The sequence below is a fragment of the Streptomyces sp. NPDC048696 genome, assembly GCF_043198895.1.
Taxonomy (GTDB): Bacteria; Actinomycetota; Actinomycetes; order Streptomycetales; family Streptomycetaceae; genus Streptomyces.
This window is the reverse complement of record NZ_JBICVJ010000005.1, coordinates 12,323-37,949: the sequence shown is the minus strand read 5'-3', so window position 1 is coordinate 37,949 and position 25,627 is coordinate 12,323. Positions and strand designations below refer to the sequence as shown.

The 25,627-nt window shown below is 72.1% G+C and carries 25 protein-coding genes and 1 pseudogene; 19 read left to right on the top strand and 7 right to left on the bottom strand.

Going from position 1 to position 25,627, the window contains the following annotated elements; all coding sequences use genetic code 11:
* Positions 1–148 precede the first annotated feature (148 nt).
* Positions 149–946, bottom strand: a complete 798-nt coding sequence (locus ACGFRG_RS11860) for a DUF3097 domain-containing protein (protein WP_361430069.1) — start codon at positions 944–946, stop codon at positions 149–151.
* 39 nt (positions 947–985) lie between these two features.
* Positions 986–1,714, bottom strand: coding sequence for an MBL fold metallo-hydrolase (locus ACGFRG_RS11855; RefSeq protein ID WP_361430070.1), 729 nt, complete (start codon positions 1,712–1,714; stop codon positions 986–988).
* A gap of 178 nt (positions 1,715–1,892) precedes the next feature.
* Between ACGFRG_RS11855 and hrcA the strand changes: the two genes are divergently transcribed.
* The 8 genes from hrcA to ACGFRG_RS11815 all read left to right on the top strand — a co-directional run bounded on the left by hrcA (position 1,893) and on the right by ACGFRG_RS11815 (position 9,102).
* Entirely contained in the window at positions 1,893–2,909 is a 1,017-nt protein-coding gene (gene hrcA / locus ACGFRG_RS11850) for a heat-inducible transcriptional repressor HrcA (protein WP_361430071.1), read from the top strand.
* Positions 2,910–4,046, top strand: a complete 1,137-nt coding sequence (gene dnaJ, locus ACGFRG_RS11845) for a molecular chaperone DnaJ (protein WP_361430072.1) — start codon at positions 2,910–2,912, stop codon at positions 4,044–4,046. It abuts the gene before it with no gap.
* Between the two features lie 172 nt (positions 4,047–4,218).
* Positions 4,219–5,301 carry a nitronate monooxygenase gene (locus ACGFRG_RS11840; RefSeq protein WP_361430074.1) on the top strand — a complete coding sequence of 361 codons (1,083 nt, stop codon included), beginning with the start codon at positions 4,219–4,221 and terminating at the stop codon, positions 5,299–5,301.
* Positions 5,298–6,050, top strand: coding sequence for a 16S rRNA (uracil(1498)-N(3))-methyltransferase (locus tag ACGFRG_RS11835; RefSeq protein ID WP_361430076.1), 753 nt, complete (start codon positions 5,298–5,300; stop codon positions 6,048–6,050). The genes ACGFRG_RS11840 and ACGFRG_RS11835 overlap by 4 nt, the downstream gene beginning before the upstream one ends.
* Positions 6,051–6,115: 65 nt before the next feature.
* On the top strand, positions 6,116–6,652 hold the full coding sequence (locus tag ACGFRG_RS11830; RefSeq protein ID WP_361430077.1) for a hypothetical protein: 537 nt from the start codon (positions 6,116–6,118) through the stop codon (positions 6,650–6,652).
* 117 nt (positions 6,653–6,769) lie between these two features.
* Positions 6,770–7,129: a histidine triad nucleotide-binding protein gene (locus ACGFRG_RS11825; RefSeq protein WP_361430078.1), complete on the top strand. Its 360-nt coding sequence runs from the start codon at positions 6,770–6,772 to the stop codon at positions 7,127–7,129.
* A 6-nt stretch (positions 7,130–7,135) separates the two neighbouring features.
* Positions 7,136–8,047, top strand: coding sequence for a ribonuclease Z (locus ACGFRG_RS11820; RefSeq protein WP_361430079.1), 912 nt, complete (start codon positions 7,136–7,138; stop codon positions 8,045–8,047).
* A gap of 56 nt (positions 8,048–8,103) precedes the next feature.
* Positions 8,104–9,102: an adenosine deaminase gene (locus ACGFRG_RS11815; protein WP_361430080.1), complete on the top strand. Its 999-nt coding sequence runs from the start codon at positions 8,104–8,106 to the stop codon at positions 9,100–9,102.
* On the opposite strand, the pseudogene ACGFRG_RS11810 reads toward ACGFRG_RS11815, so the two are convergent.
* A pseudogene (locus ACGFRG_RS11810) lies at positions 9,050–10,389 on the bottom strand (MFS transporter); the annotation flags it as partial. The gene ACGFRG_RS11815 and the pseudogene ACGFRG_RS11810 sit on opposite strands and share 53 nt — an antisense overlap.
* Before the next feature lie 261 nt (positions 10,390–10,650).
* Between ACGFRG_RS11810 and ACGFRG_RS11805 the strand changes: the two are divergent.
* The 6 genes from ACGFRG_RS11805 (at position 10,651) to ACGFRG_RS11780 (ending at position 16,558) form a co-directional block, all read left to right on the top strand.
* Complete coding sequence (locus ACGFRG_RS11805) at positions 10,651–11,964, top strand: glucarate dehydratase family protein (protein WP_393263341.1); 1,314 nt, start codon at positions 10,651–10,653, stop codon at positions 11,962–11,964.
* Between the two features lie 65 nt (positions 11,965–12,029).
* Positions 12,030–13,157, top strand: coding sequence for a PfkB family carbohydrate kinase (locus ACGFRG_RS11800; protein WP_361430085.1), 1,128 nt, complete (start codon positions 12,030–12,032; stop codon positions 13,155–13,157).
* Positions 13,158–13,389: 232 nt separating this feature from the next.
* Positions 13,390–14,406: a PhoH family protein gene (locus ACGFRG_RS11795; protein ID WP_361430087.1), complete on the top strand. Its 1,017-nt coding sequence runs from the start codon at positions 13,390–13,392 to the stop codon at positions 14,404–14,406.
* A gap of 12 nt (positions 14,407–14,418) precedes the next feature.
* Positions 14,419–14,916, top strand: a complete 498-nt coding sequence (ybeY, locus tag ACGFRG_RS11790; RefSeq protein ID WP_361430088.1) for an rRNA maturation RNase YbeY — start codon at positions 14,419–14,421, stop codon at positions 14,914–14,916.
* Positions 14,913–16,208, top strand: a complete 1,296-nt coding sequence (locus tag ACGFRG_RS11785; protein ID WP_361430089.1) for a hemolysin family protein — start codon at positions 14,913–14,915, stop codon at positions 16,206–16,208. The genes ybeY and ACGFRG_RS11785 overlap by 4 nt, the downstream gene beginning before the upstream one ends.
* The gene (locus tag ACGFRG_RS11780) at positions 16,205–16,558 is read left to right on the top strand and encodes an MmcQ/YjbR family DNA-binding protein (protein ID WP_361430091.1); all 354 of its coding nucleotides are present in this window, start codon (positions 16,205–16,207) and stop codon (positions 16,556–16,558) included. The genes ACGFRG_RS11785 and ACGFRG_RS11780 overlap by 4 nt, the downstream gene beginning before the upstream one ends.
* A 1-nt stretch (position 16,559) precedes the next feature.
* On the opposite strand, the gene ACGFRG_RS11775 is transcribed toward ACGFRG_RS11780, so the two are convergent.
* Positions 16,560–17,984 carry an MFS transporter gene (locus tag ACGFRG_RS11775; RefSeq protein WP_393263338.1) on the bottom strand — a complete coding sequence of 475 codons (1,425 nt, stop codon included), beginning with the start codon at positions 17,982–17,984 and terminating at the stop codon, positions 16,560–16,562.
* Between the two features lie 169 nt (positions 17,985–18,153).
* Here ACGFRG_RS11775 and ACGFRG_RS11770 point away from each other — a divergent pair, with 169 nt between their 5' ends.
* From ACGFRG_RS11770 to era, 5 genes are all read left to right on the top strand, one after another.
* Positions 18,154–18,975: a helix-turn-helix transcriptional regulator gene (locus tag ACGFRG_RS11770; RefSeq protein WP_361430108.1), complete on the top strand. Its 822-nt coding sequence runs from the start codon at positions 18,154–18,156 to the stop codon at positions 18,973–18,975.
* A 32-nt stretch (positions 18,976–19,007) separates the two neighbouring features.
* Positions 19,008–19,358 carry a cytidine deaminase gene (locus ACGFRG_RS11765; protein ID WP_361430094.1) on the top strand — a complete coding sequence of 117 codons (351 nt, stop codon included), beginning with the start codon at positions 19,008–19,010 and terminating at the stop codon, positions 19,356–19,358.
* Between the two features lie 508 nt (positions 19,359–19,866).
* Complete coding sequence (locus ACGFRG_RS11760) at positions 19,867–21,189, top strand: beta-xylosidase (RefSeq protein WP_361430096.1); 1,323 nt, start codon at positions 19,867–19,869, stop codon at positions 21,187–21,189.
* 70 nt (positions 21,190–21,259) lie between these two features.
* Positions 21,260–22,195: a WxL protein peptidoglycan domain-containing protein gene (locus ACGFRG_RS11755; RefSeq protein ID WP_393263336.1), complete on the top strand. Its 936-nt coding sequence runs from the start codon at positions 21,260–21,262 to the stop codon at positions 22,193–22,195.
* 53 nt (positions 22,196–22,248) lie between these two features.
* The gene (era, locus tag ACGFRG_RS11750; protein WP_361430099.1) at positions 22,249–23,190 is read left to right on the top strand and encodes a GTPase Era; all 942 of its coding nucleotides are present in this window, start codon (positions 22,249–22,251) and stop codon (positions 23,188–23,190) included.
* Positions 23,191–23,359: 169 nt separating this feature from the next.
* On the opposite strand, the gene ACGFRG_RS11745 is transcribed toward era, so the two are convergent.
* The 3 genes from ACGFRG_RS11745 to ACGFRG_RS11735 are packed head-to-tail and all read right to left on the bottom strand — an operon-like array spanning position 23,360 to position 25,555.
* Entirely contained in the window at positions 23,360–24,166 is an 807-nt protein-coding gene (locus ACGFRG_RS11745; RefSeq protein ID WP_361434035.1) for a GNAT family N-acetyltransferase, read from the bottom strand.
* 29 nt (positions 24,167–24,195) lie between these two features.
* Complete coding sequence (locus tag ACGFRG_RS11740) at positions 24,196–24,462, bottom strand: protealysin inhibitor emfourin (RefSeq protein WP_361434037.1); 267 nt, start codon at positions 24,460–24,462, stop codon at positions 24,196–24,198.
* 31 nt (positions 24,463–24,493) lie between these two features.
* Positions 24,494–25,555: a M4 family metallopeptidase gene (locus ACGFRG_RS11735; RefSeq protein ID WP_361434039.1), complete on the bottom strand. Its 1,062-nt coding sequence runs from the start codon at positions 25,553–25,555 to the stop codon at positions 24,494–24,496.
* Positions 25,556–25,627 lie beyond the last annotated feature (72 nt).

Genomic DNA, 25,627 nt, shown 5'->3' with positions numbered 1-25,627 from the left:
GCGCGGGGGCTGCGCCCCCTGCACCCACTCTCCGGCTGCCGACCGTGCTGGGTTGCGCGCGCAGTTCCCACCGGGCCGCAGCCGACCAGATCCCCCGGAGGGTTTCGGGAAGGGGTGGGGTGGGGGAAAACCAAACCCCGGTCCCCAACTACGCCGTCACGAAATCGATCAGCTCCTCCACCCGGCCCAGCAGCTCCGGCTCCAGGTCCTTGTACGTGTGGACGCGGGACAGGATGTGCTGCCACGCCGCGCCCGTGTGCGGGGGCCAGCCCAGGGCCGCGCACACCCCCGTCTTCCAGTCCACACCCCGCGGCACCACCGGCCACCCCCCGATCCCGACGGACGCCGGCTTCACCGCCTCCCACACGTCGATGTACGGATGCCCGGCGATCAGGACGTGCTCGCCCGTGACCGCCGCCGCGATCCGGGACTCCTTCGAGCCGGGGACCAGGTGGTCGACCAGGACTCCGAGGCGCGCGTCGGGTCCGGGGGCGAAGTCCGCGACGATCGCGGGGAGGTCGTCGATGCCCTCCAGGTACTCGACGACGACGCCCTCGATCCGCAGGTCGTCGCCCCACACCTTCTCCACGAGCTCCGCGTCGTGGCGCCCCTCGACATAGATCCGCCCCGCCCGCGCCACCCGCGCCCGCGCCCCGGGCACCGCCACCGACCCCGACGCCGTACGGGTGGGGCGGGACGGCGCGGCCGAGGGGCGGACCAGCGTCACCACCTTGCCCTCCAGCAGGAACCCGCGCGGCGCCAGCGGGAACACCCGGTGCTTGCCGAAGCGGTCCTCCAGCGTCACCGTGCCCGCCTCGCAGCGGATCACCGCCCCGCAGAAGCCGGTCGTCACCTCCTCCACCACCAGATCGGGCTCGGCGGCGACCTCGGGGGCCGGGGCCTGCTTCTTCCAGGGCGGGGTCAGATCCGGGCTGTAGCTGCGCATTCGGATGAGAATACGGGCTGATCACCGACCCCGGGCGGGTTACGACACGCCGAATTGGGCCGCCAGCGACGCCCGTTGCCCCCGTACGAACGCCGCGTCCACCACCGCCCCGTGCCCGGGCACGTACACCGCGTCCTCCCCGCCCAGGTCGAGCAGCCGGTCCAGCGCGGCGGGCCAGCGGGTGCGGACCGCGTCGGGGCCCGCCTGCGGCTCGCCGGACTCCTCCACCAGGTCGCCGCAGAAGACGATCTCGGGGGAGCCGGGGATCAGCAGCACGAGGTCGTGGCCGGAGTGGCCGGGGCCCACGTTGGCGAGGAGCACCTGTCGGCCGCCCAGGTCCAGCGTCCACTCGCCGCTCACGAAGTGGTGCGGCCGCACCAGCAGGTCGGCCGCTTCGGCGGCCTGCGCGGCCGGGACCCCGTGCGCCGTCGCGTCGGCCTTCAGGGCCTCGCCGTCCAGGACCCGGTCGATGCCCACCGCCCCGTACACCTCGGCGCCCGAGAACGCGGCCGTGCCGAGCACATGGTCGAAGTGCGGATGGCTGAGCGCGATGTGGGTGACCCGGCGCCCGGCGAGCGCCTGCGCCTGGGCGCGCAGTTCGGCGCCCTCGCGCAGCGTGGACCCCGTGTCGTACAGCAGTACCGCCCGCTCGCCGACGACCAGGCCGGCCGTCGCGTCCCAGCCGGGCAGCCTGCGGCGGCCGACGCCGTCGCCCAGGCGTTCCCAGCCGGACTCCTCCCAGCGGATGTCCGTCGTGTCGATGCCCATGACCGCGACGGTATCCCGGGTCACCGGGCGCGTCGCTCGACCGCGCCGCGAGCGGTAAGGGTGGCCGCCCTTGCTAGGGGTGTACCGGTCGGCCGTACACTGGCCGGGGGAATGCTGGCACTCGAACGCACAGAGTGCCAGGCAGAGCGGCCAGGGACCACAGCTGGAGGTGTGCGCGGTGCTCAGTGAACGCAGACTGGAGGTCCTGCGCGCGATCGTCCAGGACTATGTCGGGACCGAGGAGCCGGTGGGGTCGAAGGCCCTGACCGAGCGGCACGCGCTCGGCGTCTCGCCGGCGACCGTGCGCAACGACATGGCCGTCCTGGAGGAGGAGGGCTTCATCGCCCAGCCTCACACCAGCGCCGGTCGCATCCCCACGGACAAGGGCTACCGGCTGTTCGTCGACAAGCTCGCGGGCGTCAAGCCGATGACGTCGCCGGAGCGGCGGGCCATCCAGAACTTCTTGGACGGCGCCGTCGACCTCGACGACGTGGTGGCGCGGACCGTGCGGCTGCTCGCCCAGCTGACCCGGCAGGTCGCCGTGGTGCAGTACCCGTCGCTGACACGCTCGACCGTGCGGCATGTGGAACTGCTCTCACTCGCGCCCGCCAGACTCATGCTGGTGCTCATCACGGACACCGGGCGGGTCGAGCAGCGGTTGGTCGACTGCCCGGCGCCGTTCGGCGAGACCTCGCTCGCGGATCTGCGGGCCCGGCTCAACAGCCGGGTGGTCGGGCGGCGCTTCGCCGACGTACCGCAGCTGGTGCAGGACCTGCCGGAGTCCTTCGAGCCGGAGGACCGAGGAACCGTTTCGACGGTCCTGGCCACCCTGCTCGAAACCCTGGTCGAAGAGACCGAGGAGCGGTTGATGATCGGCGGCACCGCCAATCTGACCCGCTTCGGACATGATTTTCCCCTGACCATTCGGCCGGTGCTGGAGGCACTTGAGGAGCAGGTCGTGCTCCTCAAACTGCTCGGCGAGGCCAAGGAATCGGGCATGACCGTACGAATCGGGCATGAGAACGCCCATGAAGGGCTGAACTCCACGTCCGTCGTCTCGGTCGGCTACGGTTCGGGCGGCGAGGCGGTCGCCAAACTCGGCGTGGTCGGCCCGACCCGCATGGATTACCCCGGAACGATGGGAGCGGTACGCGCAGTGGCACGTTACGTCGGACAGATCCTGGCGGAGTCGTAAGTGGCCACGGACTACTACGCCGTACTGGGCGTACGCCGCGACGCATCGCAGGACGAGATCAAGAAGGCGTTCCGCCGGCTGGCGAGGGAACTTCACCCCGATGTGAACCCCGACCCCAAGACCCAGGAGCGGTTCAAGGAGATCAACGCCGCTTACGAGGTGCTGTCGGACCCGCAGAAGAAGCAGGTCTACGACCTCGGCGGCGACCCCCTGTCGTCCTCCGGCGGCGGTGGCGCGGGCGGCTTCGGCGCGGGCGGCTTCGGGAACTTCTCGGACATCATGGACGCGTTCTTCGGCACGGCCTCGCAGCGCGGTCCGCGCTCGCGGACCCGCCGGGGCCAGGACGCCATGATCCGCCTGGAGATCGACCTCAACGAGGCGGCCTTCGGGACCACCAAGGAGATCCAGGTCGACACGGCGGTCGTCTGTACGACCTGCTCCGGCGAGGGCGCCGCCCCCGGCACCTCGGCGCAGACGTGTGACATGTGCCGCGGCCGCGGTGAGGTCTCCCAGGTCACCCGCTCCTTCCTCGGCCAGGTCATGACCTCGCGGCCGTGCCCGCAGTGCCAGGGCTTCGGCACCGTGGTGCCGACCCCGTGCCCCGAGTGCGCGGGCGACGGCCGGATCCGTTCGCGGCGCACCCTGACCGTGAAGATCCCGGCCGGTGTCGACAACGGCACCCGGATCCAGCTGGCGGGCGAGGGCGAGGTCGGCCCCGGCGGCGGCCCCGCCGGCGACCTCTATGTGGAGATCCACGAGCTGCCGCACGACGTCTTCCAGCGGCGCGGCGACGATCTGCACTGCACGGTGACGATCCCCATGACGGCGGCGGCGCTCGGCACCAAGGTGCCGCTGCAGACGCTGGACGGCATGGAGGAGGTGGACATCCGCCCGGGCACCCAGTCGGGCCAGTCCATCCCGCTGCACGGGCGCGGTGTGACGCATCTGCGCGGCGGCGGGCGGGGCGATCTGATCGTCCACGTCGAGGTCACCACGCCGACCAAGCTGGACCCGCAGCAGGAGGACCTGCTGCGCCAGCTGGCCAAGCTGCGCGGCGAGGAGCGCCCCCTGGGCCAGTTCCAGCCGGGCCAGCAGGGCCTGTTCTCCCGCTTGAAGGACGCGTTCAACGGCCGCTGAGCCGCGAAATGTCACAGCCCCGCGCCCCTTGATGGGCCCTTCGGGCCCTCTTAGGGGCGCGGGGAACTGCGCGACCAGCCCCCACCGGCCCGCAGGTCAGCAGGGGCCCGGGGCGCAGCCCGCGGTGGGAGGGGGATTCGGTGCCGGGGCGCACCCGTGGCACGATGCGGGCATGGCTTTGACCGATCTCTGCCGGTATCCGATCGTGCAGGCCCCCATGGCCGGTGGTGTCTCCGCCGCCGGTCTCGCCGCCGCGGTCTGCGAGGCCGGCGGGCTCGGATTCCTGGCCGCCGGGTACAAGACGGCCGACGGGATGTACCAGGAGATCAAGCAGCTGCGCCGGCTCACCGGCCGCCCCTTCGGCGTCAACCTGTTCATGCCGCAGCCCCCGCACACCGACCCCGCGGTCATCGACGTCTACCGGCACCAGCTGGCGGGCGAGGCCACCTGGTACGAGACACCGCTGGGCGAGGCGGACTCCGGCGGCGACGACGGCTACGAGGCCAAGCTGGCGATCCTGCGCGACGACCCGGTCCCGGCCGTGTCGTTCACCTTCGGCTGCCCCGAGCCCGAGGTGCTCGCCGCCTTCGCCGCCCTCGGCACGTACACCGTCGTCACCGTGACCACCCCCGACGAGGCGCTGGCCGCGCAGAGCGCCGGTGCGGACGCCGTGTGCGTGCAGGGGATAGAGGCCGGCGGGCACCAGTCGACGCACCGCGACGACCCGCAGGCCGACGGCTCCGGGATCGGGCTGCTCACCCTGATCACGCTGGTCCGCGAGGCCGTGCGGCTGCCGATCATCGCGACCGGCGGCCTGATGCGCGGCGCCCAGATCGCGGCGGTGCTCGCGGCGGGCGCGGACGCGGCGCAGCTCGGCACGGCGTTCCTGGCCTGCCCGGAGTCCGGCGCCGACGCGCTGCACAAGCAGGCCCTGACCAACCCCCTGTTCGCCCGTACGGAGTTGACCCGCGCGTTCTCCGGCCGGCCCGCCCGCGGCCTGGTCAACCGGTTCATGCGCGAGCACGGGCCGTACGCGCCGGCCGCCTATCCGGAGGTCCACCAGATCACCACCGGACTGCGGCGGGCCGCCGCGGCGGCCGGTGACGCCCAGGGCATGGCGCTGTGGGCGGGCCAGGGCCACCGGCTCGCGCGCGAGCTGCCCGCCGGGCGGCTGGTGGAGGTACTGGCGGCCGAACTGGACGCTTCGCTGGCCGCGTTGGCGGCGGCATCGAGAAACATGAGGAGTGCGTCATGACCGCCCCGGTCTTCGTGGTCGACGGTTTCACAGCGGTGGGACCGGACGGCCGGTACGTCCTGGACGGGCCCGAGGGACGGCACGCCGTCTCGGTCAAGCGGCTCGGTCCCGGCGAGGACGTGGTCCTCACCGACGGGCACGGCGACTGGGCCGACGCCGTGGTCCTGGAGACCGAGGGCAAGGACCGGCTCGTCGTACGGCTCGACGCGGTACGCCACGAGCCCGAGCCCGAGGTCAGGATCACCGTCGTCCAGGCGCTGCCCAAGGGCGACCGGGGCGAGGTCGCCGTGGAGACGATGACCGAGACCGGCGTCGACGCCGTGGTGCCGTGGCAGGCCGCGCGGTGCATCACCCAGTGGAAGGGCGAGCGGGGCGCCAAGTCCCTGGCCAAGTGGCGCAGTACGGCCCGTGAGTCGGGCAAGCAGTCGCGCCGGGTGCGGTTCCCGGAGGTACGGGACGCGATGACGACCAAGCAGGTTGTCGCTTTTCTGGCCACGGCTGATTTCGCCGCTGTGCTGCACGAGGACCGGGACGCGCCGAGCGAGGCGCTGGCCACCGCGAAGCTGCCCGAGCGCGGGGAGATCGTGCTGGTGGTGGGCCCGGAGGGCGGTGTGTCCCCCGAGGAGCTGGCGGTCTTCGAGGCGGCGGGCGCCAGGCCCTACCGGCTCGGCCCGAGCGTGCTGCGCACCTCCACGGCGGGCACGGCGGCCGCCGCGTTGCTGATGGGACGCACGGGGCGCTGGGCGTGAGGCAGGCGGCGTGACGTCGTAAAGCCGTCTACCGCGCGGGCCCGGCCGGTGGGACGCTGTCGCGTATGGGGGTACGGAGATACGTACGGATGCCGCTGCGGCACCGGCGCGCGCTCGCCGCGCTCGGTGTGATCGCCACGGCGGGCGCGGCGGTGGCGGCCTGCGACCCGGTGGGCGGCATGAGCTCGGCGACCGTCTCGATCACCACCGACAAGACGGCGACGGACAAGCTGAAGCAGGACGGCGTGAACGTGCAGTGGCTGTCCTGTACGGCGAAGGTCAACGGCGGCGGCACCTCGACCCGCACCCCGGCCCCGTCCTCGACGCACTCGGTCGCCACGGTGGACTGCCGCGGCCGCACCAAGGACAACAAGGCGATCACGGTCACCGGCAAGGTCACCGAGGTCCGCGACGACCGCTGCGTGCGCGGCGATCTGACGGCGAAGGTCGGCGACCGCACGGTCTTCAAGGTCAACGTCCTGGGCGACTGCAACGCCCCCGCGCCCACCGCCACCACCCACCCCAAGCCCCCCGGCAAACCGGGCAGCCACCCGACGGCGACGGTCACCGTGACGGTGACGGAGACGTTCCGGGGCAAGTGAGCGGGCGGGCCGCGAGCCTCGCCGCGTACGCCTCCCGGACAGGGCGGCACGCTATCGCCCCGCGAACCTCAGTAGCATGCCCATGAACTGATCACCGCTACCGAGGAGCTCAGGAACGTGGCCGGAGAGCCGCAGGCGGACTGCCTGTTCTGCAAGATCGTCTCGGGGGACGTCCCGGCGACCGTCGTGAAGGAGAGCGAGAGGGTCGTCGCCTTCCGCGACATAAACCCCCAGGCCCCCACCCACATCCTCGTCATCCCCCGGGTCCACTACCCGGACGCCGCCTCGCTGGCCGCCGCCGAACCGGCGGTCGCCGCCGATCTGCTGCGCGCGGCGGGCGAGATCGCGGGCGACGAGAAGATCGCCGGGACCGGCTACCGGATCGTCTTCAACACCGGCAGCGGCGCGGGCCAGACGGTCTTCCACGCCCACGCCCATCTGCTCGGCGGCCGCGGCCTCCAGTGGCCGCCCGGATAACTGCCCGTGTCCGTACGTGAATTGGTGGTGCTCGGCACCGCCAGCCAGGTCCCGACCCGGCACCGCAACCACAACGGCTATCTGCTGCGCTGGGACGGCGAGGGCATCCTCTTCGACCCCGGCGAGGGCACCCAGCGGCAGATGCTGCGGGCCGGGGTGGCCGCCCACGACATCAACCGGATCTGCGTCACGCACTTCCACGGCGACCACTCGCTGGGCCTGGCCGGGGTGATCCAGCGGATCAACCTCGACCGGGTGCCGCACCCGGTCACCGCGCACTACCCGGCGAGCGGGCAGCGCTTCTTCGACCGGCTGCGGTACGCCACGGCCTACCGCGAGACGGTCGAGCTCGGCCAGGTGCCGGTCGAGGGCGAGGGAGCGGTGCTGGCCGCCACCGACGCGTACACGCTGGAAGCGCGGCGGCTCTCGCACCCGGTCGAGTCGTACGGCTACCGGTTCACCGAGCCGGACCGCCGCCGGATGCTGCCCGCGCTGCTCGCCGAGCGCGGCATCGCCGGACCCGACGTGGGCCGCCTGCAGCGCGAGGGCGTGCTCGACGGGGTCACGCTCGACGAGGTCAGCGAGATACGGCGCGGCCAGCGGTTCGCCTTCGTGATGGACACCCGGCTCTGCGACGGCGTCACGGCGCTGGCGCGGGGCTGCGACATGCTGGTCATCGAGTCGACGTTCCTGGACGAGGACGTCCGACTGGCCGAGGACCACGGTCACCTGACGGCGGGCCAGGCGGCGGCGGTGGCGCGCGACGCCGGTGTGCGCCACCTGGTCCTCACCCACTTCTCGCAGCGCTACGCCGACCCGGCCGAGTTCGAACGGCAGGCGCGGGCGGCGGGGTTCGCGGGGGAGCTGACGGTGGCGGAGGACCTGACGAGGGTCCCGCTGCCGAAACGTACGACGTAGCCGTACGAGGCCCGGACGCAAGACGCAACGCACGCACCACCAGGAAGCAGCACCTCATGCCCCTCCCCAAGGCCGAACTCCACCTCCACATCGAAGGCACCCTCGAACCCGAGCTCGCCTTCGAACTGGCCGCGCGCAACGGAGTGCGGCTCCCGTACGCGGACACCGAGGAGCTGCGCAAGGCGTACCTCTTCGACGACCTCCAGTCCTTCCTCGACCTGTACTACTCGCTGATGGCGGTGCTGCGGACGGAGGACGACTTCGAGGCGCTGGCGGAGGCGTATCTGGCGCGGGCCGCGGCGCAGGGGGTGCGGCACGCGGAGATCTTCTTCGACCCGCAGGCGCATACGGCGCGGGGCGTGCCGATCGGGACGGTGGTGGAAGGGCTCGGCCGGGCGCTCGACCGCAGCCGGGAGCGGCACGGCATCTCCACCCGGCTGATCCTCTGCTTCCTGCGGGACCAGTCGGCCGAGTCGGCGCTGGCGACGCTGGAGGCGGCGCGGCCGCACCTGGACCGGATCGTGGGCATCGGCCTCGACTCGGCGGAGGTCGGGCATCCGCCGGCGAAGTTCCGTGAGGTGTACGCGGTGGCGGACACGCTCGGGCTGCGCAAGGTCGCGCACGCGGGGGAGGAGGGGCCGCCGTCGTACATCACCGAGGCGCTGGACGTGCTCGGCGTCGAGCGGATCGACCACGGGCTGCGGGCGCTTGAGGACCCGGATCTGGTGGCGCGCCTGGTCCGCGACCGCGTCCCGCTGACGCTGTGCCCCCTCTCGAACGTCCGGCTGCGTGCCGTGTCCGTCCTGACGGAGCATCCGCTGCGGCGGATGATGGACGCGGGGCTGATGTGCACGGTGAACTCCGACGATCCGGCGTACTTCGGCGGCTACGTGGACGACACGTTGCTCGCGGTGCGGGACGCGTTGGGGCTGGAGGAGGAGCGCCTGCGCGAACTCGCCCGGAACTCGTTCCTCGCGGCGTTCCTGGACGACGAGGAGGAGCTGCGCGAGCGGTACCTGGGCGAGGTGGAGGCGTACGAATTCGGTACGGGGTGAGGTTGGGGGTTCGCGTTCGTCTGCGGGTTGTGTGTGGCTCCGCCGCGTGGGCGCGAGCAACCCAGCGCGGTCTGTAGACGAACGCCCACGTAGTGGCGGCTACGACGCGAGCGCGACCCGCGGCTCGTCCTGGTGCACCGTACCGACCACCGGCCCCCGCCCGGACACACCCCGTGCCACAACCCCCAGCGGCCCCGCCACCACCAGCAGCAGCGCGGCCAGCACCGTCCCCATCCCCACGAACCCCAGCTGTTCCGACAGCAGGCTCCCCGTCAGCGGCCCGCACGCGACGCCGAGCGACGACGCCGAACCCACCAGCACCGCCCACCGCCCCCGCGGATCCAGCGCGGCCGCGAGGCCGAGGAGATACGAGAGCACGACCGGGTAGAAGACGTTCCAGAGCATCACACCGCCCGCGAACGACGGCAGGTCCCGCGCCGACGAACTCAGCACCACGCACCCCGCGATGACCACCGTCCCCACCCCGATCGGCGCCGTCCGCCCGAGCCGCAGGCCCAGCGCCCCCGCCCCGCTCACCCCGAGCAGCCCCGCCCCGAGCGCGACGGCGAACACCGCGCCGACGGTGACCTCGGACAGTCCCGCCTGGTTCAGGCCGATACGTCCGCTCACGCCCCACAGCGCGTTCTGCGCCAGCGACCAGCAGAGCATGCCCACGGCCAGCACCGCGCCCGAGCGCAGCCGGGGCAGCGGGCTCACGGGCGCGTCCCCCGCAGCGGTGACGCGCGCCGGACCCGCCTCCGGCAGCCGTCCCGTCACCGGCCACACCGCCGCCGCCACCAGCGCGATCGCCGCGAACGGCAGGGCGTGGCCACCACCGAGATGAGGGATCGTCAGATACAGCGTCCCGGCTGTGGCCGAGACGGTCAGCAGGCCGAGCGTGGTCGCCCGGTGGGGGTCGGGCCGCGCGGCCATCCCCGCCGCGGCCACGGCCGTCGCCGTACCGGACCCGAAGCCCCCGACGACCGCGCCCGCCACCACGAGCGGCACGTACGTCGTCAGCGCGCCCCCGCCGTACCCCGCGAACGCGAGCAGCAGCCCGAGCCGGGCCAGGCGCCGCTCCCCGTACCGCTCCACCCGGGACGCCAGCGTGAACCCGGCCGCCGCCGAGCTCAACAGCAGTGCGGAGCCGATGAGTCCGGCCTGGGTGGACGAGAGCCCGAGGCCCGAGGAGAGCCGTCCGACGACGGTCGGGAGCAGATACGCGGCGAGGTAGCCGGCCGCGAAGAGGGCGACCAGGGGCCAGGCGGCACGGGAGCGTGCGGACATGGGCGTTCCAGGGAGCGGTGCCCGAACGGGCAGGTGCCAAAGAGGGGAGATGCGCCCGGTGTTGTACGGGAACGCGGGCCCAATTTGTATCAAGCGCCCGGAGTGCACGAAAGGTGCGGGTGAGTGATCTGGGTCACTTTTTGTTTGTGGCGATGTTCGCCGGGTAATCGTGTGGCCCTTGCCCCGGCCTCGCTCGCCGATTCGCCGTGATGAGCGCACGATCTCTTGACCCTGCCTTGTTCACATATCTAGTCTTCATTCATGGATGCGCAGATGGGCAGTTGTCGCCACGCGATCGCCGAAGTCCGGCTCACCCCCGTCCTCGTCTGCGACCCCCCGCTCCTCAATGTCCAGGGCGTCCACCAGCCGTACACCCCCCGCCTCGTCGTCGAAGTCGTCACCGAGGACGGCGTCACCGGTGTCGGCGAGACCTACGGCGACACCAAGTACCTGGAGCTCGCCCGCCCGTACGCCCCGCTGCTGGTCGGCCACGACATCGCCGACCTCAATGGGCTGTTCACACTCATGGACGCGATCGGTGTCGATGAATCCCGTGTCGACCACTCCGTAGGCGTCGGCGGGCTGCGCGGGGTGCAGACCGCCGACAAGCTGCGGCTCTCCGTCGTGTCCGCCTTCGAGGTGGCGTGCCTCGACGCGCTCGGCAGGACCCTGGGCGTGCCCGTCCACACCCTCCTCGGCGGCAAGGTGCGCGACAGCGTGGAGTACAGCGCCTATCTCTTCTACCGGTGGGCCGAACACCCGGGCGGGACCGGCGAGAAGGACGACTGGGGGGCCGCGCTCGACCCCGACGGGATCGTCGCCCAGGCCCGCCGGTTCGTGCGCGAGCACGGGTTCACGTCCTTCAAGCTCAAGGGCGGCGTCTTCCCGCCCGAGCGGGAGATCGCCGCCGTCCGCGCGCTCGCCGACGCCTTCCCCGGGCACCCGCTGCGGCTCGACCCCAACGGCGGCTGGACGCCCGGGACTTCACTGCGCGTCGCCGCCGAGCTCGTGGGCGTACTGGAGTATCTGGAGGACCCGGCGCCCGGCACGCGCGCGATGGCCGAGGTCTCGGCCGGTACGGACGTCCCGCTCGCCACCAACATGTGCGTGACCACCTTCCCCGAGATCCGCGAGGCGTTCGCCACCGACGCCGTCCAGGTGGTCCTCGCCGACCATCACTACTGGGGCGGGCTGCGCCGCACGCAGGAGCTGGCGGCGGTCTGCCGCACCTTCGGGGTGGGTCTGTCCATGCACTCCAACACCCATCTGGGCATCAGCCTCGCCGCGATGACGCACGTCGCCGCCACCGTGCCCAACCTCGACTACGCGTGCGACAGCCACTACCCGTGGCAGAGCGAGGACGTCATCGTCGGGCGTCATGTCTTCCGGGACGGGCGGCTCCCCGTGTGCGACGCCCCCGGGCTCGGCGTCGAGCTCGACCGGGACGCCCTCGACCGGCTCCATCGGCGATGGCTGGCGGACGACGGGAGCATGCGCGACCGCGACGACGCCGCCGCGATGCGCCGGGCGCCCGGGCGTTCGCAATGGTCGGCTCCGGCGCTGCCTCGCTGGTAGGACGAGTCCCGCGCGACCCGGATCGGGCACACTGGCCAGATCCGTACGCGAACGGGGAGCCCGCCGTGACCACATCCCGCAGAGAGCAGAGCGACCAGTACGCCCCCTCGGGCCACAGTGCCGGTGTCGACCCGCTGGACAAGGTGCGCCGGCCCCGGGACCCGGACTGCGACGTCTTCCTGACCGGCACGGTCTTCCTCGACATCATCTTCACTGGCCTCGACTCCGCCCCGGTGCGCGGTACGGAGTCCTGGGCGCGCGGCATGGGATCGAGCCCCGGCGGGGTCGCCAACATGGCCATCGCGCTGTCCCGGCTCGGCCTGCGCACCTCACTGGCGGCGGCGTTCGGCGACGACCACTACGGCGAGTACTGCTGGGACGCGCTGGAGCAGGGCGAGGGCATCGATCTGTCGCTGTCGCGGACGGTGCCCGGCTGGCACTCGCCGGTCACCGTCTCGATGGCGTACGAGGGCGAGCGGACGATGGTCTCGCACGGCCACGAGGCGCCCCCGGAGGAGTCCGCCCCCGCCTGTCCGCCACGCGCGCGTGCCGCGATCGCCTCGCTGGTGCCGGGGCGGCGCGAGGAGTGGATCGAGGACGCCGCCCGGCGCGGCTCGCGGATCTTCGCCGACGTCGGCTGGGACGACACCGGGCACTGGGACCTGGCGGGGTTGGCCGGGCTCGAACACTGCGAGGCGTTCCTGCCCAACGCGGCCGAGGCGATGCGCTACACCCGCACCGACTGCCCGCGCGCGGCCGCCCGCGCGCTGGCCGAGAAGGTGCCGGTCGCGGTGGTCACGCTCGGCGCGGAGGGGGCGTACGCGGTGGACGGGGCGACCGGGGAGACCGCCGAGGTGCCCGCGATCGCGGTGGAGGCGCTCGATCCCACGGGGGCGGGCGATGTCTTCGTGGCCGGGTTCGTGACCGGGACGCTGGCGGGGTGGCCGCTGGCGGACCGGCTCGCGTTCGCGGGGCTGACGGCGGCGCTGTCGGTGCAGGAGTTCGGGGGGTCGTTGTCGGCGCCGGGGTGGGCGGAGATCGCGGGGTGGTGGCAGGCCGTCCGCACGCGGCCGGGGCAGGACCCCGAGGCTCTGCGCCGCTACGAGTTCCTTCAGGCCCTGCTTCCCGGCGCGGCCCGGCCGTGGCCCCTGCGCCGCGCTGTCCCGACGATCGGCTTCCGCCGTCCGGCGTGAGTGCCCGGTGGGGCGGGCGTTCGGCTGCGGACCGTGCGTGGCTGGTCGCGCAGTTCCCCGCGCCCCTTAAGTGGCCCCGGACCGCTGAGTGGCCCGGGTACGCTCCCGGCTCGAACACCCCTCGAAAACCCCTCGGCCCTGTCAGTGGCAGGTCGTAGGCTTGGTAATCCAGAGGTTGTCGAGCAGCGAGAACCCTGCAACGGGAGGTATGTGCAGGCCACAGAGCCGGCCCATGACTCAGACACCCACACAGCCGCAGGCGAGTGCCCAGATCAAGGTCCCTGCCAAGCACCCGATGGTGATGCTGCTCGGATCCGGCGACTCGCTGCTGCGCGTGATCGAGAAGGCCTTCCCGGCGGCCGACATCCATGTCCGGGGCAATGAGATCAGTGCCACGGGGGACCCGGCGGAAGTCGCGCTCATCCAACGCCTGTTCGACCAGATGATGCTGGTGCTCCGCACCGGTCAGCCGATGACGGAGGACGCAGTGGAACGCTCGATCGCCATGCTCAGGGCGAGCGGGAACGGCAGGGCGGAGGACGGCCACGAGACCCCGGCCGATGTGCTGACCCAGAACATCCTCTCCAGCCGTGGTCGCACGATCCGGCCGAAGACCCTCAACCAGAAGCGGTACGTCGACGCGATCGACAAGCACACGATCGTCTTCGGCATCGGCCCCGCCGGTACCGGAAAGACCTATCTCGCCATGGCGAAGGCGGTCCAGGCCCTGCAGTCCAAGCAGGTCACGCGGATCATCCTGACCCGGCCCGCCGTCGAGGCGGGGGAGCGGCTCGGCTTCCTGCCGGGCACGCTCTACGAGAAGATCGACCCGTATCTGCGCCCGCTCTACGACGCGCTGCACGACATGCTCGACCCGGAGTCCATCCCCCGGCTGATGGCGGCGGGGACCATCGAGGTGGCGCCGCTCGCGTACATGCGCGGTCGTACGCTCAACGACGCGTTCATCATTCTGGACGAGGCGCAGAACACCAGCGCCGAGCAGATGAAGATGTTCCTGACCAGGCTCGGTTTCGACTCGAAGATCGTCATCACGGGTGACATCACCCAGGTCGACCTGCCGACCGGCACGAAGAGCGGGCTGCGCCAGGTCCAGGAGATCCTGGAGGGTGTCGAGGACGTCCACTTCTCCCGGCTCACGTCGCAGGACGTCGTCCGGCACAAGCTCGTCGGCCGTATCGTCGACGCGTACGAGAAGTACGACAGCCAGCAGGACCGCAACGGGAAGTAGTCAGAGCGCACCATGTCGATCGACGTCAACAACGAGTCCGGAACCGAGGTCGACGAGCAGGCGATCCTCGACATCGCCCGCTACGCGCTCACGCGGATGCGGATCCACCCGCTCTCCGAGCTCTCGGTGATCGTCGTGGACGCCGAGGCCATGGAGCAACTGCACATCCAGTGGATGGACCTGCCCGGTCCGACCGATGTCATGTCCTTCCCGATGGACGAGCTGCGTCCGCCGATGAAGGACGACGAGGAGCCCCCGCAGGGGCTCCTCGGTGACATCGTGCTGTGCCCCGAGGTCGCCACCAAGCAGGGCGAGGACGCGCCGACGCGGCACTCGATGGACGAGGAGCTCCAGCTCCTGACCGTCCACGGGGTGCTCCACCTGCTGGGTTACGACCACGAGGAGCCGGACGAGAAGGCCGAGATGTTCGGCCTCCAGGCGGCGATCGTGGACGGCTGGCGGGCGGAGAAGGGCTTCACCGGCCCCTCCCCGGCGCCGACCGTCTCATGACCGGGCAACTGCTCTTCGGGGCGGTCGCCCTGGTCGTGGTCGCCTGGCTCGCCGCCTGCGCGGAGGCCGGGATCGCCCGTACGTCGTCGTTCCGGGCCGCCGAGGCCGTACGGTCCGGGCGGCGCGGGGCGGCGAAGCTCGCCCAGGTGGCGGCCGACCCGACCCGCTATCTCAATGTGGCCCTGCTGGTGCGGGTCGCCTGCGAGATGGCGGCCGGGGTGCTCGTCACATACGTCTGTCTCAACGAGTTCGGTGAGACCTGGACGGCGCTGGTCGTCGCCATCGCGGTGATGGTGCTCGTCTCCTATGTGGCCGTCGGCGTCTCGCCGCGCACCATCGGCCGCCAGCACCCGCTGAACACGGCGACGGCGGCCGCGTACGTACTGCTGCCGCTCGCCAGGATCATGGGCCCGGTCCCGCAGCTCCTGATCCTCCTCGGCAACGCGCTCACGCCCGGAAAGGGCTTCCGCAAGGGCCCGTTCGCCTCCGAGGCCGAGCTGCGGGCGATGGTGGACCTCGCCGAGCAGGAGTCCCTGATCGAGGACGAGGAGCGCCGTATGGTGCACTCGGTCTTCGAGCTGGGCGACACGCTGGTGCGCGAGGTGATGGTGCCCCGTACCGACCTCGTCTGCATCGAGCGCTACAAGACGATCCGTCAGGCGCTCACCCTCGCGCTGCGCTCGGGCTTCTCCCGTATCCCGGTGACCGGCGAGAACGAGGACGACATCGTCGGGATCGTGTACCTCAAGGACCTGGCCCGCAAGACGCACATCAACCGGGACTCCGAGGCGGACCTGGTGTCGACGGCCATGCGCCCCGCCGTGTTCGTGCCCGACACCAAGAACGCCGGGGATCTGCTGCGCGAGATGCAGCAGGACCGCAACCATGTCGCGGTGGTCATCGACGAGTACGGCGGCACGGCCGGCATCGTCACCATCGAGGACATCCTGGAGGAGATCGTCGGGGAGATCACCGACGAGTACGACCGGGAGCTGCCGCCGGTCGAGGAACTGCCGGGCGGCTGCTTCCGGGTCACCGCGCGGCTCGACATCACCGACCTCGGCGAGCTGTTCGGGCTCGACGAGTACGACGACGAGGACGTGGAGACGGTCGGCGGGCTGCTCGCCAAGGCGCTCGGCCGGGTGCCGATCGCGGGCGCCACGGCCGTGGTGGACCTGCCGGACGGGCGGGCGCTGCGGCTCACCGCCGAGTCCCCGGCGGGCCGCCGGAACAAGATCGTCACGGTCCTCGTCGAGCCCGTGCCGGTCCACAAGGAGGACGACGACGTATGACGCCCAAGGAGCTCAGGGCCTTCTGTCTCGCGTTCAACGCGGCGACCGAGGAGTTCCCGTTCGACTCGGAGACCTCGGTCTTCAAGGTCCTCGGCAAGATGTTCGCGCTGAGCAACCTGGGCGGCAAGCCGCTCACCGCCAACCTCAAGTGCGACCCGGACGACGCGGTGCGGCTGCGCGAGGAGTACGCGGCGATCGTGCCCGGCTGGCACATGAACAAGCGGCACTGGAACACGGTGGACGTGGACCAGCTCCCGGACCGGTTGGTCCGGGAGCTGATCGAGGACTCGTACGACCTGGTGGTGGCCGGTCTCCCGAAGGCCGAACGGCTCAGGCTCGACCGGCCCTGAGTCACTGGGCGGCCCGGCGGCCGAGGCCGAGGGCCACCAGGGCCGCCGCCGCGACGACGATCACCGCGTCGATGAGCAGGACCGTGCGCACCCCGTCGAACAGGCTGTCCCCGGTGGTGGCGAGGACGCCGAGCAGCGGGATCCCGATCGTGATGCCGACCTGCTGGGTGGTGGTGACCAGACCGGTCGCCAGGCCCTGCTCCTCGTCCGGCACCCCGCTGGTGACGGTCAGTCCGTACGAGATGATCGCGCCCAGGTGGCACATACTGGCCAGCGAGACGGCGGCGGTGGCGAGCAGCGCGCCCGAGCCGGTGCCGATGCCGAGCAGCGCGGCGATGAACAGGCCCTGGCCGAGCAGCGAGCCGACCAGCGTGCGGCGGGCGCCGAAGCGGCCGATGACCTTCGGGGCGAGGGAGCCTGCGACGGCCGACAGGACGCCCTGGACGCCGAAGACCAGACCGGTCTCGAAGGACGACAGACCCAGCACCTCCTGGAGGTAGAGGGTCAGCACGAAGATGACCGTCGACATCATCGAGAAGGTGACCAGACCGGCCAGGTTGCCCCACGCCACGGTGCGGCGCTTCAGCATCGGCAGCGAGACCAGCGGGGCGACCGCCCTCGACTCCACCGCGACGAACGCGGCGAGCAGCGCGACGCCGACGACCAGCGTGCCCCAGACGTCCACGCCGCCGAAGCCGCGCTGGGCCGCCGTCGACAGGGCGTAGATCACCGCGAGCAGACCACCGGTGACGGTGACCGCGCCGGGCACGTCCAGGCGCGGGCGCTCGCCCGTGGTGCGGGACTCGGGCAGCAGGCCGGGGGCGAGGGCCAGGACGATCACCGCGGCGACCGCGAGCAGCGCCATCGTGGAGCGCCAGCCCAGCGTGTCGGTCATGACCCCGCCGAGCACCATGCCGACGGTGAAGCCGAGCGAGAGCAGGGTGCCGCTGATGCCCAGCGCCCGGTCCCGCTGCGGGCCCTCGGGGAAGGTGGTGGTCAGCAGGGACATGCCGGTCGGCACGATCACGGCGGCGCCCAGGCCCTGCAGGGCGCGCCCGGTGAGGAAGGACGCCGGGTCCCAGGCGAGCGTGGCGAGCAGCGAGGCCGCGCCGAACAGGGCGAGCCCGGTCAGGAACAGCTTCTTGCGGCCGAACAGGTCGGCGATCCGGCCGAACAGGAGCAGGAAGCCGCCGGACGGCAGGGCGAAGGCGGTGACCGCCCACTGCAGGGCGGACCGGCTCAGGCCCAGGTCGTCGCCGAGGACGGGCAGGGCCACGTTCAGTACGGAGAAGTCGAGCGCCACCATGAACTGGGCGGCGCAGAGTACGAACAGGACCAGCTTCGCCCGGCCCGAGAGCCGGCTGTCCTCCGGGTCCTGCGTGAGCACCGGCGCGGTGGCCGATGCGGTGTGGGTGTCGATTGCCATGGCCACAGCCTGGCCGCCCGGGAATGCCCGTGGAGAGAGGGAACTTATCCTGTTGGTGGCACCACCAGGCACGACCGGTGGCGCCAACGGGCAGTCGACGAGGGGGAGTACGTACGTGGCCACGCCGATCGGCAACGCCTCGCGCCGCACGGAGCTGCGCGAGTTCCTGATGAACCGCCGGGCCAGGATCAGCCCGACGCAGGCCGGACTGCCCGACGGCGGCGCCCGCCGGCGCACCCCGGGCCTGCGCCGCGAGGAGGTCGCCGTGCTCGCCGGGGTGGGCGTCTCCTGGTACCAGTGGCTGGAGCAGGGCCGCGACATCACGGTCTCCCCGCAGGTCCTGGACTCGGTGGGGCGGGTCCTCAAGCTCACCAGCGCCGAGCGCCGCCATCTGTACGTGCTGGCCGGGCTCAACCCGCCGGCGCCCGAGGTCGATCCGGCCGACGTCGACATGTGCCAGGGGCTGCAACGGCTGATCGACGCCTGGATGCCGTTCCCCGCGCACATCATGGACGCGTACTGGAACACGGTGATGTACAACGACGCGGCCGCGCTGGTGCTGGGCATGCGGCCGGAGATCGTGCAGAACTGCCTGATCGCGTTCTTCACCGACCCCCTCTACCGGGCCCGCTCGGCGCGCTGGGAGGAGATCGCGGGGAACGTGGTCGCCCAGTACCGGGCCGCCTCTTCGGAGCGGCCGGGCGACGAGGGGTTCGCGGCGGTGATCGAGGAGGCGACGCGGCTGTCCGCGGAGTTCGCCGAACTGTGGGAACGGCGCGACATCGTGCCCGCCGGACAGGTCCGCAAGGAGTTCCAGCACGAGGTGGTGGGCACGCTGTTCGTGGAGTCCACTCCGCTGCGCGTGCCCGCCCGGCCGGACCTCACGATCGTGCTGCACACACCGCTGCCCAAGGCCGACACGGCGGCCAAGCTGGAGTGGCTGACCTCGCCCGAGGGGCGGCGCGGCTCGATGTACCCGGTGGCGGGCTGAGCGGCCGCGACGGCGCTCCTTATGCTCGGGGCATGACTCAGAGCACCGAACTCGACCCCGAGGACCGCAAGATCATCACGCTGGCGCGCAGCGCCCGGGCCCGCAACGGGGTGTCCGAGGGCGCGGCCGTGCGCGACGAGACCGGGCGTACGTATGTCGCCGGGACCGTGGAGCTGGACTCGCTGAAGCTGTCCGCGCTGCGGACGGCTGTCGCGATGGCGGTGGCGAGCGGGGCGAAGTCCCTGGAGGCGGCGGCCGTGGTCACCGAGGCGGCGGCCGCGTCGGACGAGGACCGGGCGGCGGTGCGGGACCTGGGCGGGGCGGGGACGCCGGTGCTGGTGGCGGGGCCGGACGGGGCCCTGCGGTCCGTGGCACCGGTGTGATCCCCCCACCCCGCCCGTTCCCTTAACCCTCCGGGGGTGGGTGGGGGTGAAGGGGGAGAGGGGGGTTTCCCGGGGGCTACGCCCCCGGACCCCCCAAGGAAGCGGGGGCTCCGCCCCCTGCACCCCTGGCGGGGACTGCGGCCCCTCCACCCCTGGCGGGGACTGCGGCCCCTGCACCCCTGGCGGGGGCTCCGCCCCCTGCACCCCTGGCGGGGACTGCATCCCTGGCGGGGCCTGCGGCCCCTGCACCCCGCTCTGTGGCTCCGCCCCTTAAGGGGCGCGGGGAACTGCGCGACCAGCCCCCACTGCCCCCACTGGCCCGCAGTCAAGCACCGCGCCAGCGGGCCGTGCCGCCTGACCTGCGTAAACTCCGATCTTGACAGTATCTGATGGCCCATCAGTCAATGGATTTCGATTCCATTGACTTCTCTTCGCGCCCCCTCGTCAATGGCCCCTGCCAGAGGCGCAGCCGAGCCGCGCTGTGCCGCTATCGCAGAGGAGGGCAGTCATGCCTTCGCCACGAAGACGGCGCAACTGGGCCGCCGTACTGGGCGCCGCCGCGCTCATGGCCGGAACGGGCGCGCTCGTCGCGCCCGCGCAGGCCCTGGCCGCGACGCCCGTCGACTTCGCCACACACTGCGTACCCCCGCCCATCGCGGGCATCCCGCCGATCGACGGGACCACGACCGCCCAGATCACCGTCGACAAGGCCACCCCCAAGGTCGGCGACACGGTGACCGTGACGTACACCGTCACCAAGCCCGCCGCGAGCAACCCGGTGGACATCGCGCTGCCCGCCGACATCATGACCCCCACCGGAAAGGTCGCCCTGGGCGGCGCGCAGTCCGGCGCCGTCACGGTCGCCGGGCCCAAGAAGAACGACCCGGTACCGGGGAAGGGCGCGTTCCCGGCGTTCTCCATGACCGGCACGTTCACCGTCACCGCACCCGGCGCGATCACCCTCTCGCCCGGTGACTACAACATCCACACCAGCTACGTCATGGAGCTGGACACCCCCTGTACGGTCACCAACCCGCCCGCGCCCGTCTCCGAGACGGTCACCGCGACCGGCGGTGGCCAGACCAACCAGCGGGCGGTCCGGCTCGGCAGCGCCTCCGGCAAGCCCGGCGACAGCGTCACCGTCACCGGGTCCAAGTTCACCGCGGGCGCGACCGTGACGGTCGCGGGCCGCGCCGGGGCCGCCGAGACCGCGGACAGGACGACCGTGACGGCGGACGCGCAGGGCGCGTTCTCCACCGCCCTGACGGTCAACGACAAGTCGACCAGCGGCGTCGTCGCCTATGAGGGCGCGAGCTGGAGCGACGACAAGGGCGCGGGCCCGGCGGCGTACACCGTCGTCGACAACACCCCGACGCCGCCGAACAGTCAGAAGCTCAGCTCCGCGGTCAAGGCGGGCACGCTCTCCATGACCCAGGCCGGTGACGCCGTCTCGATGGACGCCGTCGACTTCGGCAAGGGCGGCGCCTCCAACGGTTCGCTGAAGACGGTGACGGTCCAGGACTTCCGCGGCGGCCCCGCGGGCTGGTCCCTGACCGGCAAGGTCACCGACTTCACCGGCCCCGCCGGGGCCAGGATCGACGCCTCGAAGCTCGGCTGGACCCCGGCCTGCGCGACCAAGGCCGGTTCCCCGTCGACCTGTGCGGCGGGTTCGGCGGGCACCGTGGGCAGCGCGGGCGCGACGCTCGCGACCACGCCCAACGCGGCGCTGACCGGCGGTGAGTTCACCGTCGACGCCAAGGTCTCGCTGACCGTCCCGGCGTACACCGCACCCGGCACGTACGCGGGTGTGCTGACGCTCACGCTGGCCTGAGCCGCCACGCATCAACCCGTGGGCCGGGCGCGCACCCGGCCGGCCCACCCGTCCCCGGGGGTCCCTGACCGTGCGCAAGCTGTACGCACTCCTCCTCGCCGCGGCCGTCCTGCTGCTCGCCCCGCCCGCGCGGGCCGCCGACAACGGCAACTGGGCCGTCTTCCCCACCTCCACCGCCGCCGCCCAGCGCCCGTACTTCTATCTCTCGGCCGCGCCCGGCACCACGCTGGCCGACAAGGTGACCGTCACCAACAAGACCGCCGCGCCCATGACCTTCCGGCTCTACGGGGCCGACGCGTACAACACCGAACGCGACGGCGGGTTCGCCGTGCGCACCCAGCGCGAGACCCAGCGCGGTGTCGGCGCCTGGACCAGGCCGGACCGCTCGGTCGTCACCGTCCCCGCGCACGCCTCGGTCACCGTGCCGTTCACCGTCACCGTCCCGGCCGACGCCGAACCCGGCGATCACCCGGGCGCGCTGGTCGCGCTCGACGAGAGGATCGCGGCCGGCAGCGGACAGCTCGCCATGGGCGTCCAGCAGGCCGTCGGGGCCCGGGTCTATCTGCGGGTGAGCGGCCCGGCGGTGCCCGCGCTCGCCGTCGAGGACGTCTCGCTCGCCCAGCACCGCCCCCTGGTGCCCGGCACCGGCACCAGCCGGACCGTCATCTCGTACACCCTGCACAACCGGGGAAACGTCACGCTCAACCCGAAGGTCGAGCTCAAGGCGAAGGGCCTGTTCGGCCGTACGCTCCTGAGCCGCGCCCTGACCCGGATCCCGGCCGAGCTGCTGCCCGGCCAGACGGTCCGCCTCAGCGAACCGTGGTCGGGCTCGCCCCAGCTGGACTGGGGTGATGTCTCCCTCACCGCGAGCGCCAAGGACACCACCGGCTCCGGCGGCGCCTCCTTCCTCGCGCTGCCCTGGCCGGCGGTCGGCGCGCTGGTGGCGGCGCTCGCGGCGGGTGTCGTGGGGTGGCGGCTGCGGCGGGTGCGGGCGCGGCGATCGTGAGTGCGCGCCGGGCGCGTGCGGCGGGGCCGTGCGGATCGGGGAGAATGGGCGGCATGAGCGCTCGTACTGTTGAGAACAACGCCCCCCACCGGGCCGGCTTCGCCTGCTTCGTCGGCCGCCCCAACGCGGGCAAGTCCACCCTCACGAACGCTCTGGTCGGACAGAAGGTGGCGATCACCTCCAACCGTCCGCAGACGACGCGGCACACGGTCCGCGGCATCGTGCACCGCCCCGACGCCCAGCTGATCCTGGTCGACACGCCGGGCCTGCACAAGCCGCGCACGCTGCTCGGCGAGCGCCTGAACGACGTGGTCCGTACGACCTGGGCCGAGGTCGACGTGATCGGCTTCTGCCTGCCCGCCGACCAGAAGCTCGGCCCCGGCGACAAGTTCATCGCCAAGGAACTCGCCGGGATCAAGAAGACCCCGAAGATCGCGATCGTCACCAAGACGGACCTGGTCGACTCCAAGGCGCTGGCCGAGCAGCTGATCGCCGTGCAGCGGCTCGGTGAGGAGCTGGGCTTCGAGTGGGCGCAGATCGTGCCGGTCTCCGCCGTCGGCGACCAGCAGGTCCAGCTGGTGGCTGACCTGCTGGTCCCGCTGCTGCCCGAGGGCCCGGCGCTGTACCCGGAGGGCGACCTCACGGACGAGCCCGAGCAGGTCATGGTGGCCGAGCTGATCCGCGAGGCCGCGCTCGAAGGCGTACGCGACGAGCTGCCGCACTCCATCGCGGTGGTGGTCGAGGAGATGCTGCCGCGCGAGGACCGCCCGGCGGACCGGCCGCTGCTCGACATCCACGCCAACGTCTACATCGAGCGGCCCAGCCAGAAGGGGATCATCATCGGCCCCAAGGGCAAGCGGCTCAAGGAGGTCGGCATGAAGTCGCGCAAGCACATCGAGGCGCTGCTGGGGACGCCGGTGTTCCTGGACCTTCATGTGAAGGTCGCGAAGGACTGGCAGCGCGACCCGAAGCAGCTCCGGAAGCTGGGCTTCTAGCCCCCACCCCGCCCCTTCCCGAAAGCCCTGGGCGGGCGGCCTGATTCTTCGTCCGCGGACCGTGCTGGGTTGCTCGCGCAGTTCCCCGCGCCCCTGAAGGAGGGCCCGAAGGGCCCATCTAAGGGGCGCGGGGAACTGCGCGACCAGCCCCCACCGGTCCGCAGCCGAACTACCCCTCGGCAATGAGCGCGGTAGCGACCCGCACGAACCCGAGCCGACCGTAAATACGGGCCACATCCTCGTCGCCCGCCGACAGGAACACCGTGGCCGCGCCCCGCGCCCGCGCATCCCGCACCAGCTCCCCCGTGACGGCCTCGCCAAGCCCCCGCCGCCGCGCAGCCGGAAGCGTGCCGACGCCGACGATCTCCGTCACACCGCCCACCGGCTGATGCATGCCCGAGCAGAGCGGAAGCCCGTCCTCCACGGCCGCCGCCACCGCGCTGAGGCCGTCACGGATGCGCTGGGCGACCTGCTCGGCCCGGCCGTCGCCGACCCGCGCGGTGATCTCGGCGCTGAGCTCCGCCGGACCGGCCGCGCCCACCGCCGTACCGGGCGCGGAGAACGCCAGGTGCGGCACGACGAGCGCCGCGTGCAGCAGCGGGTCGTCCGCGCCGAGCATCCGCACCAGTGGGTGGGCCGGGGCGTCCGGCGCGTTGGCCGCGAGCACCATCAGCGGGTGCTCATGGACGGTGAGCCCCGTCGCCTCCACGGCGGCCCGCAGCCCCGGGCTCACCTCGTCCACCCACTCGAACGCCTCCGGTATCCCGAGCTTCCGCTGGCGCGCCCGGACCCGGTCCACGTCGGCGGCCGAGACCGGGCCCGGGTGGTCGAGGGTCGGCCGGGCGTAGAACGGCCAGCCCGCTCCCTCCCGTACGAAGAGGGTCAGCGGACCGAAGTCCTCCGCCCGGGCCGATGCGCGCGGCACCGAGTCGTAGTAGCGCTCAAGGAGTTCGAGGCTGGAAGTGCGTGTCGTCATGCTCCGCATCAAAGCAACTGGCGGACCGGCTACGCACCTTCTTTGAGAACCCGTGAGACGAGGGTGCGCTGGGCCTCCGACAGGTGCGGGTCCTCGCAGTGGACCGTGCGGCCGTCGACGGTGATCTCGTAATGGAAGCCGTCCGGCACGCCTGTGGACGGCTCGGCCCGGCCGTCGGCGAGCGCCGCCTCGGCCAGGGCCTCCCACTCGGCGGCATCGGGCCGGCCCGAGGTGTCCACCTCGGCCCGGCGCTCGATACCGGCGAAACCTCCTGTGCGGGTCACCTGGATTCGCATGGTCCCTGTCTAGCAGTGCTCCGGGTCCGCGTCAGCCGGAAGCCACGCCGACCTGGGACCAGGCCTTGAGAACGGCCTGATGTTCCTCCCCGTCGCCGTACCGGCCCTGCGCGGCGGCCACCGTCAGCCGGGCGAAGTCCGTGAACATGGCCTGTTTGCCCAGCTCGCCGCCGGTCAGCACGTCGTACCAGATCTGCCCGGCGCGCTCCCACGCCTTGCCGCCGAGCGCCTCGGCGACCAGGTAGAAGGCGTGGTTGGGGATGCCGGAGTTGATGTGGACGCCGCCGTTGTCGCGGCCGGTGGTGACGTAGTTCTGCATCGTCGCGGGCTGCGGGTCCTTGCCGAGGACGTGGTCGTCGTACGCCGTGCCCGGCGCCTTCATCGAGCGCAGCGCCGTCCCGGTCACCCCCGGGGCGAGCAGGCCCTGGCCGATGAGCCAGTCGGCGTCCTGTGCGTCCTGGTCGAGCGTGTACTGCTTGATCAGCGAGCCGAAGACGTCCGACATCGACTCGTTGAGCGCGCCCGGCTGGCCGAAGTACGTGAGGTTCGCGGTGTGCTGGGTGACGCCGTGGGTCAGCTCGTGGCCGATGACGTCGACGGGGAGCGTGAAGTCCAGGAAGATCCGGCCGTCGCCGTCCCCGAACACCATCTGCGAGCCGTTCCAGAAGGCGTTGTCGTACTGGTTGTCGAAGTGCACGGTGGCGTCCAGCGGCATTCCGGCGCCGTCGATCGAGTTCCGCCCGTACGCCTTGAGGTAGAGGTCGAAGGTCGCGCCGAGCCCGTCGAAGGCGCGGTTGACGGTGGCGTCCTGGACCGGCTTGTCGCTCTCGTGGCGCACCGCGGTGCCGGGCAGCGCGGTGCCGTGCCGGGCGTCGCAGACGGTGCGGTGCGGCTGGTCGGCGGCCGCGCCCTGGGGCGGGGCGACGGCGGGCGCGCCGAGCACGGTGGTCACGCGGCGGGAGGTGCGCTGGGCCGCGTCCGCGACGAGTGTCCTGCGGGCGCTCTCGCACAGCGCGGGGTCCTCGGCCCCAAGGAGCCGGTCGAAGACGTGTGGGGGAACGATGGTGCAGAAGGCGGGTGTATGCGCGTTCATGTCGCGACAATGTGGCACCGGGTCACAAGGCTGTCACTACCCGCCACCATGATTGGTTCCGACAAGGGCGGA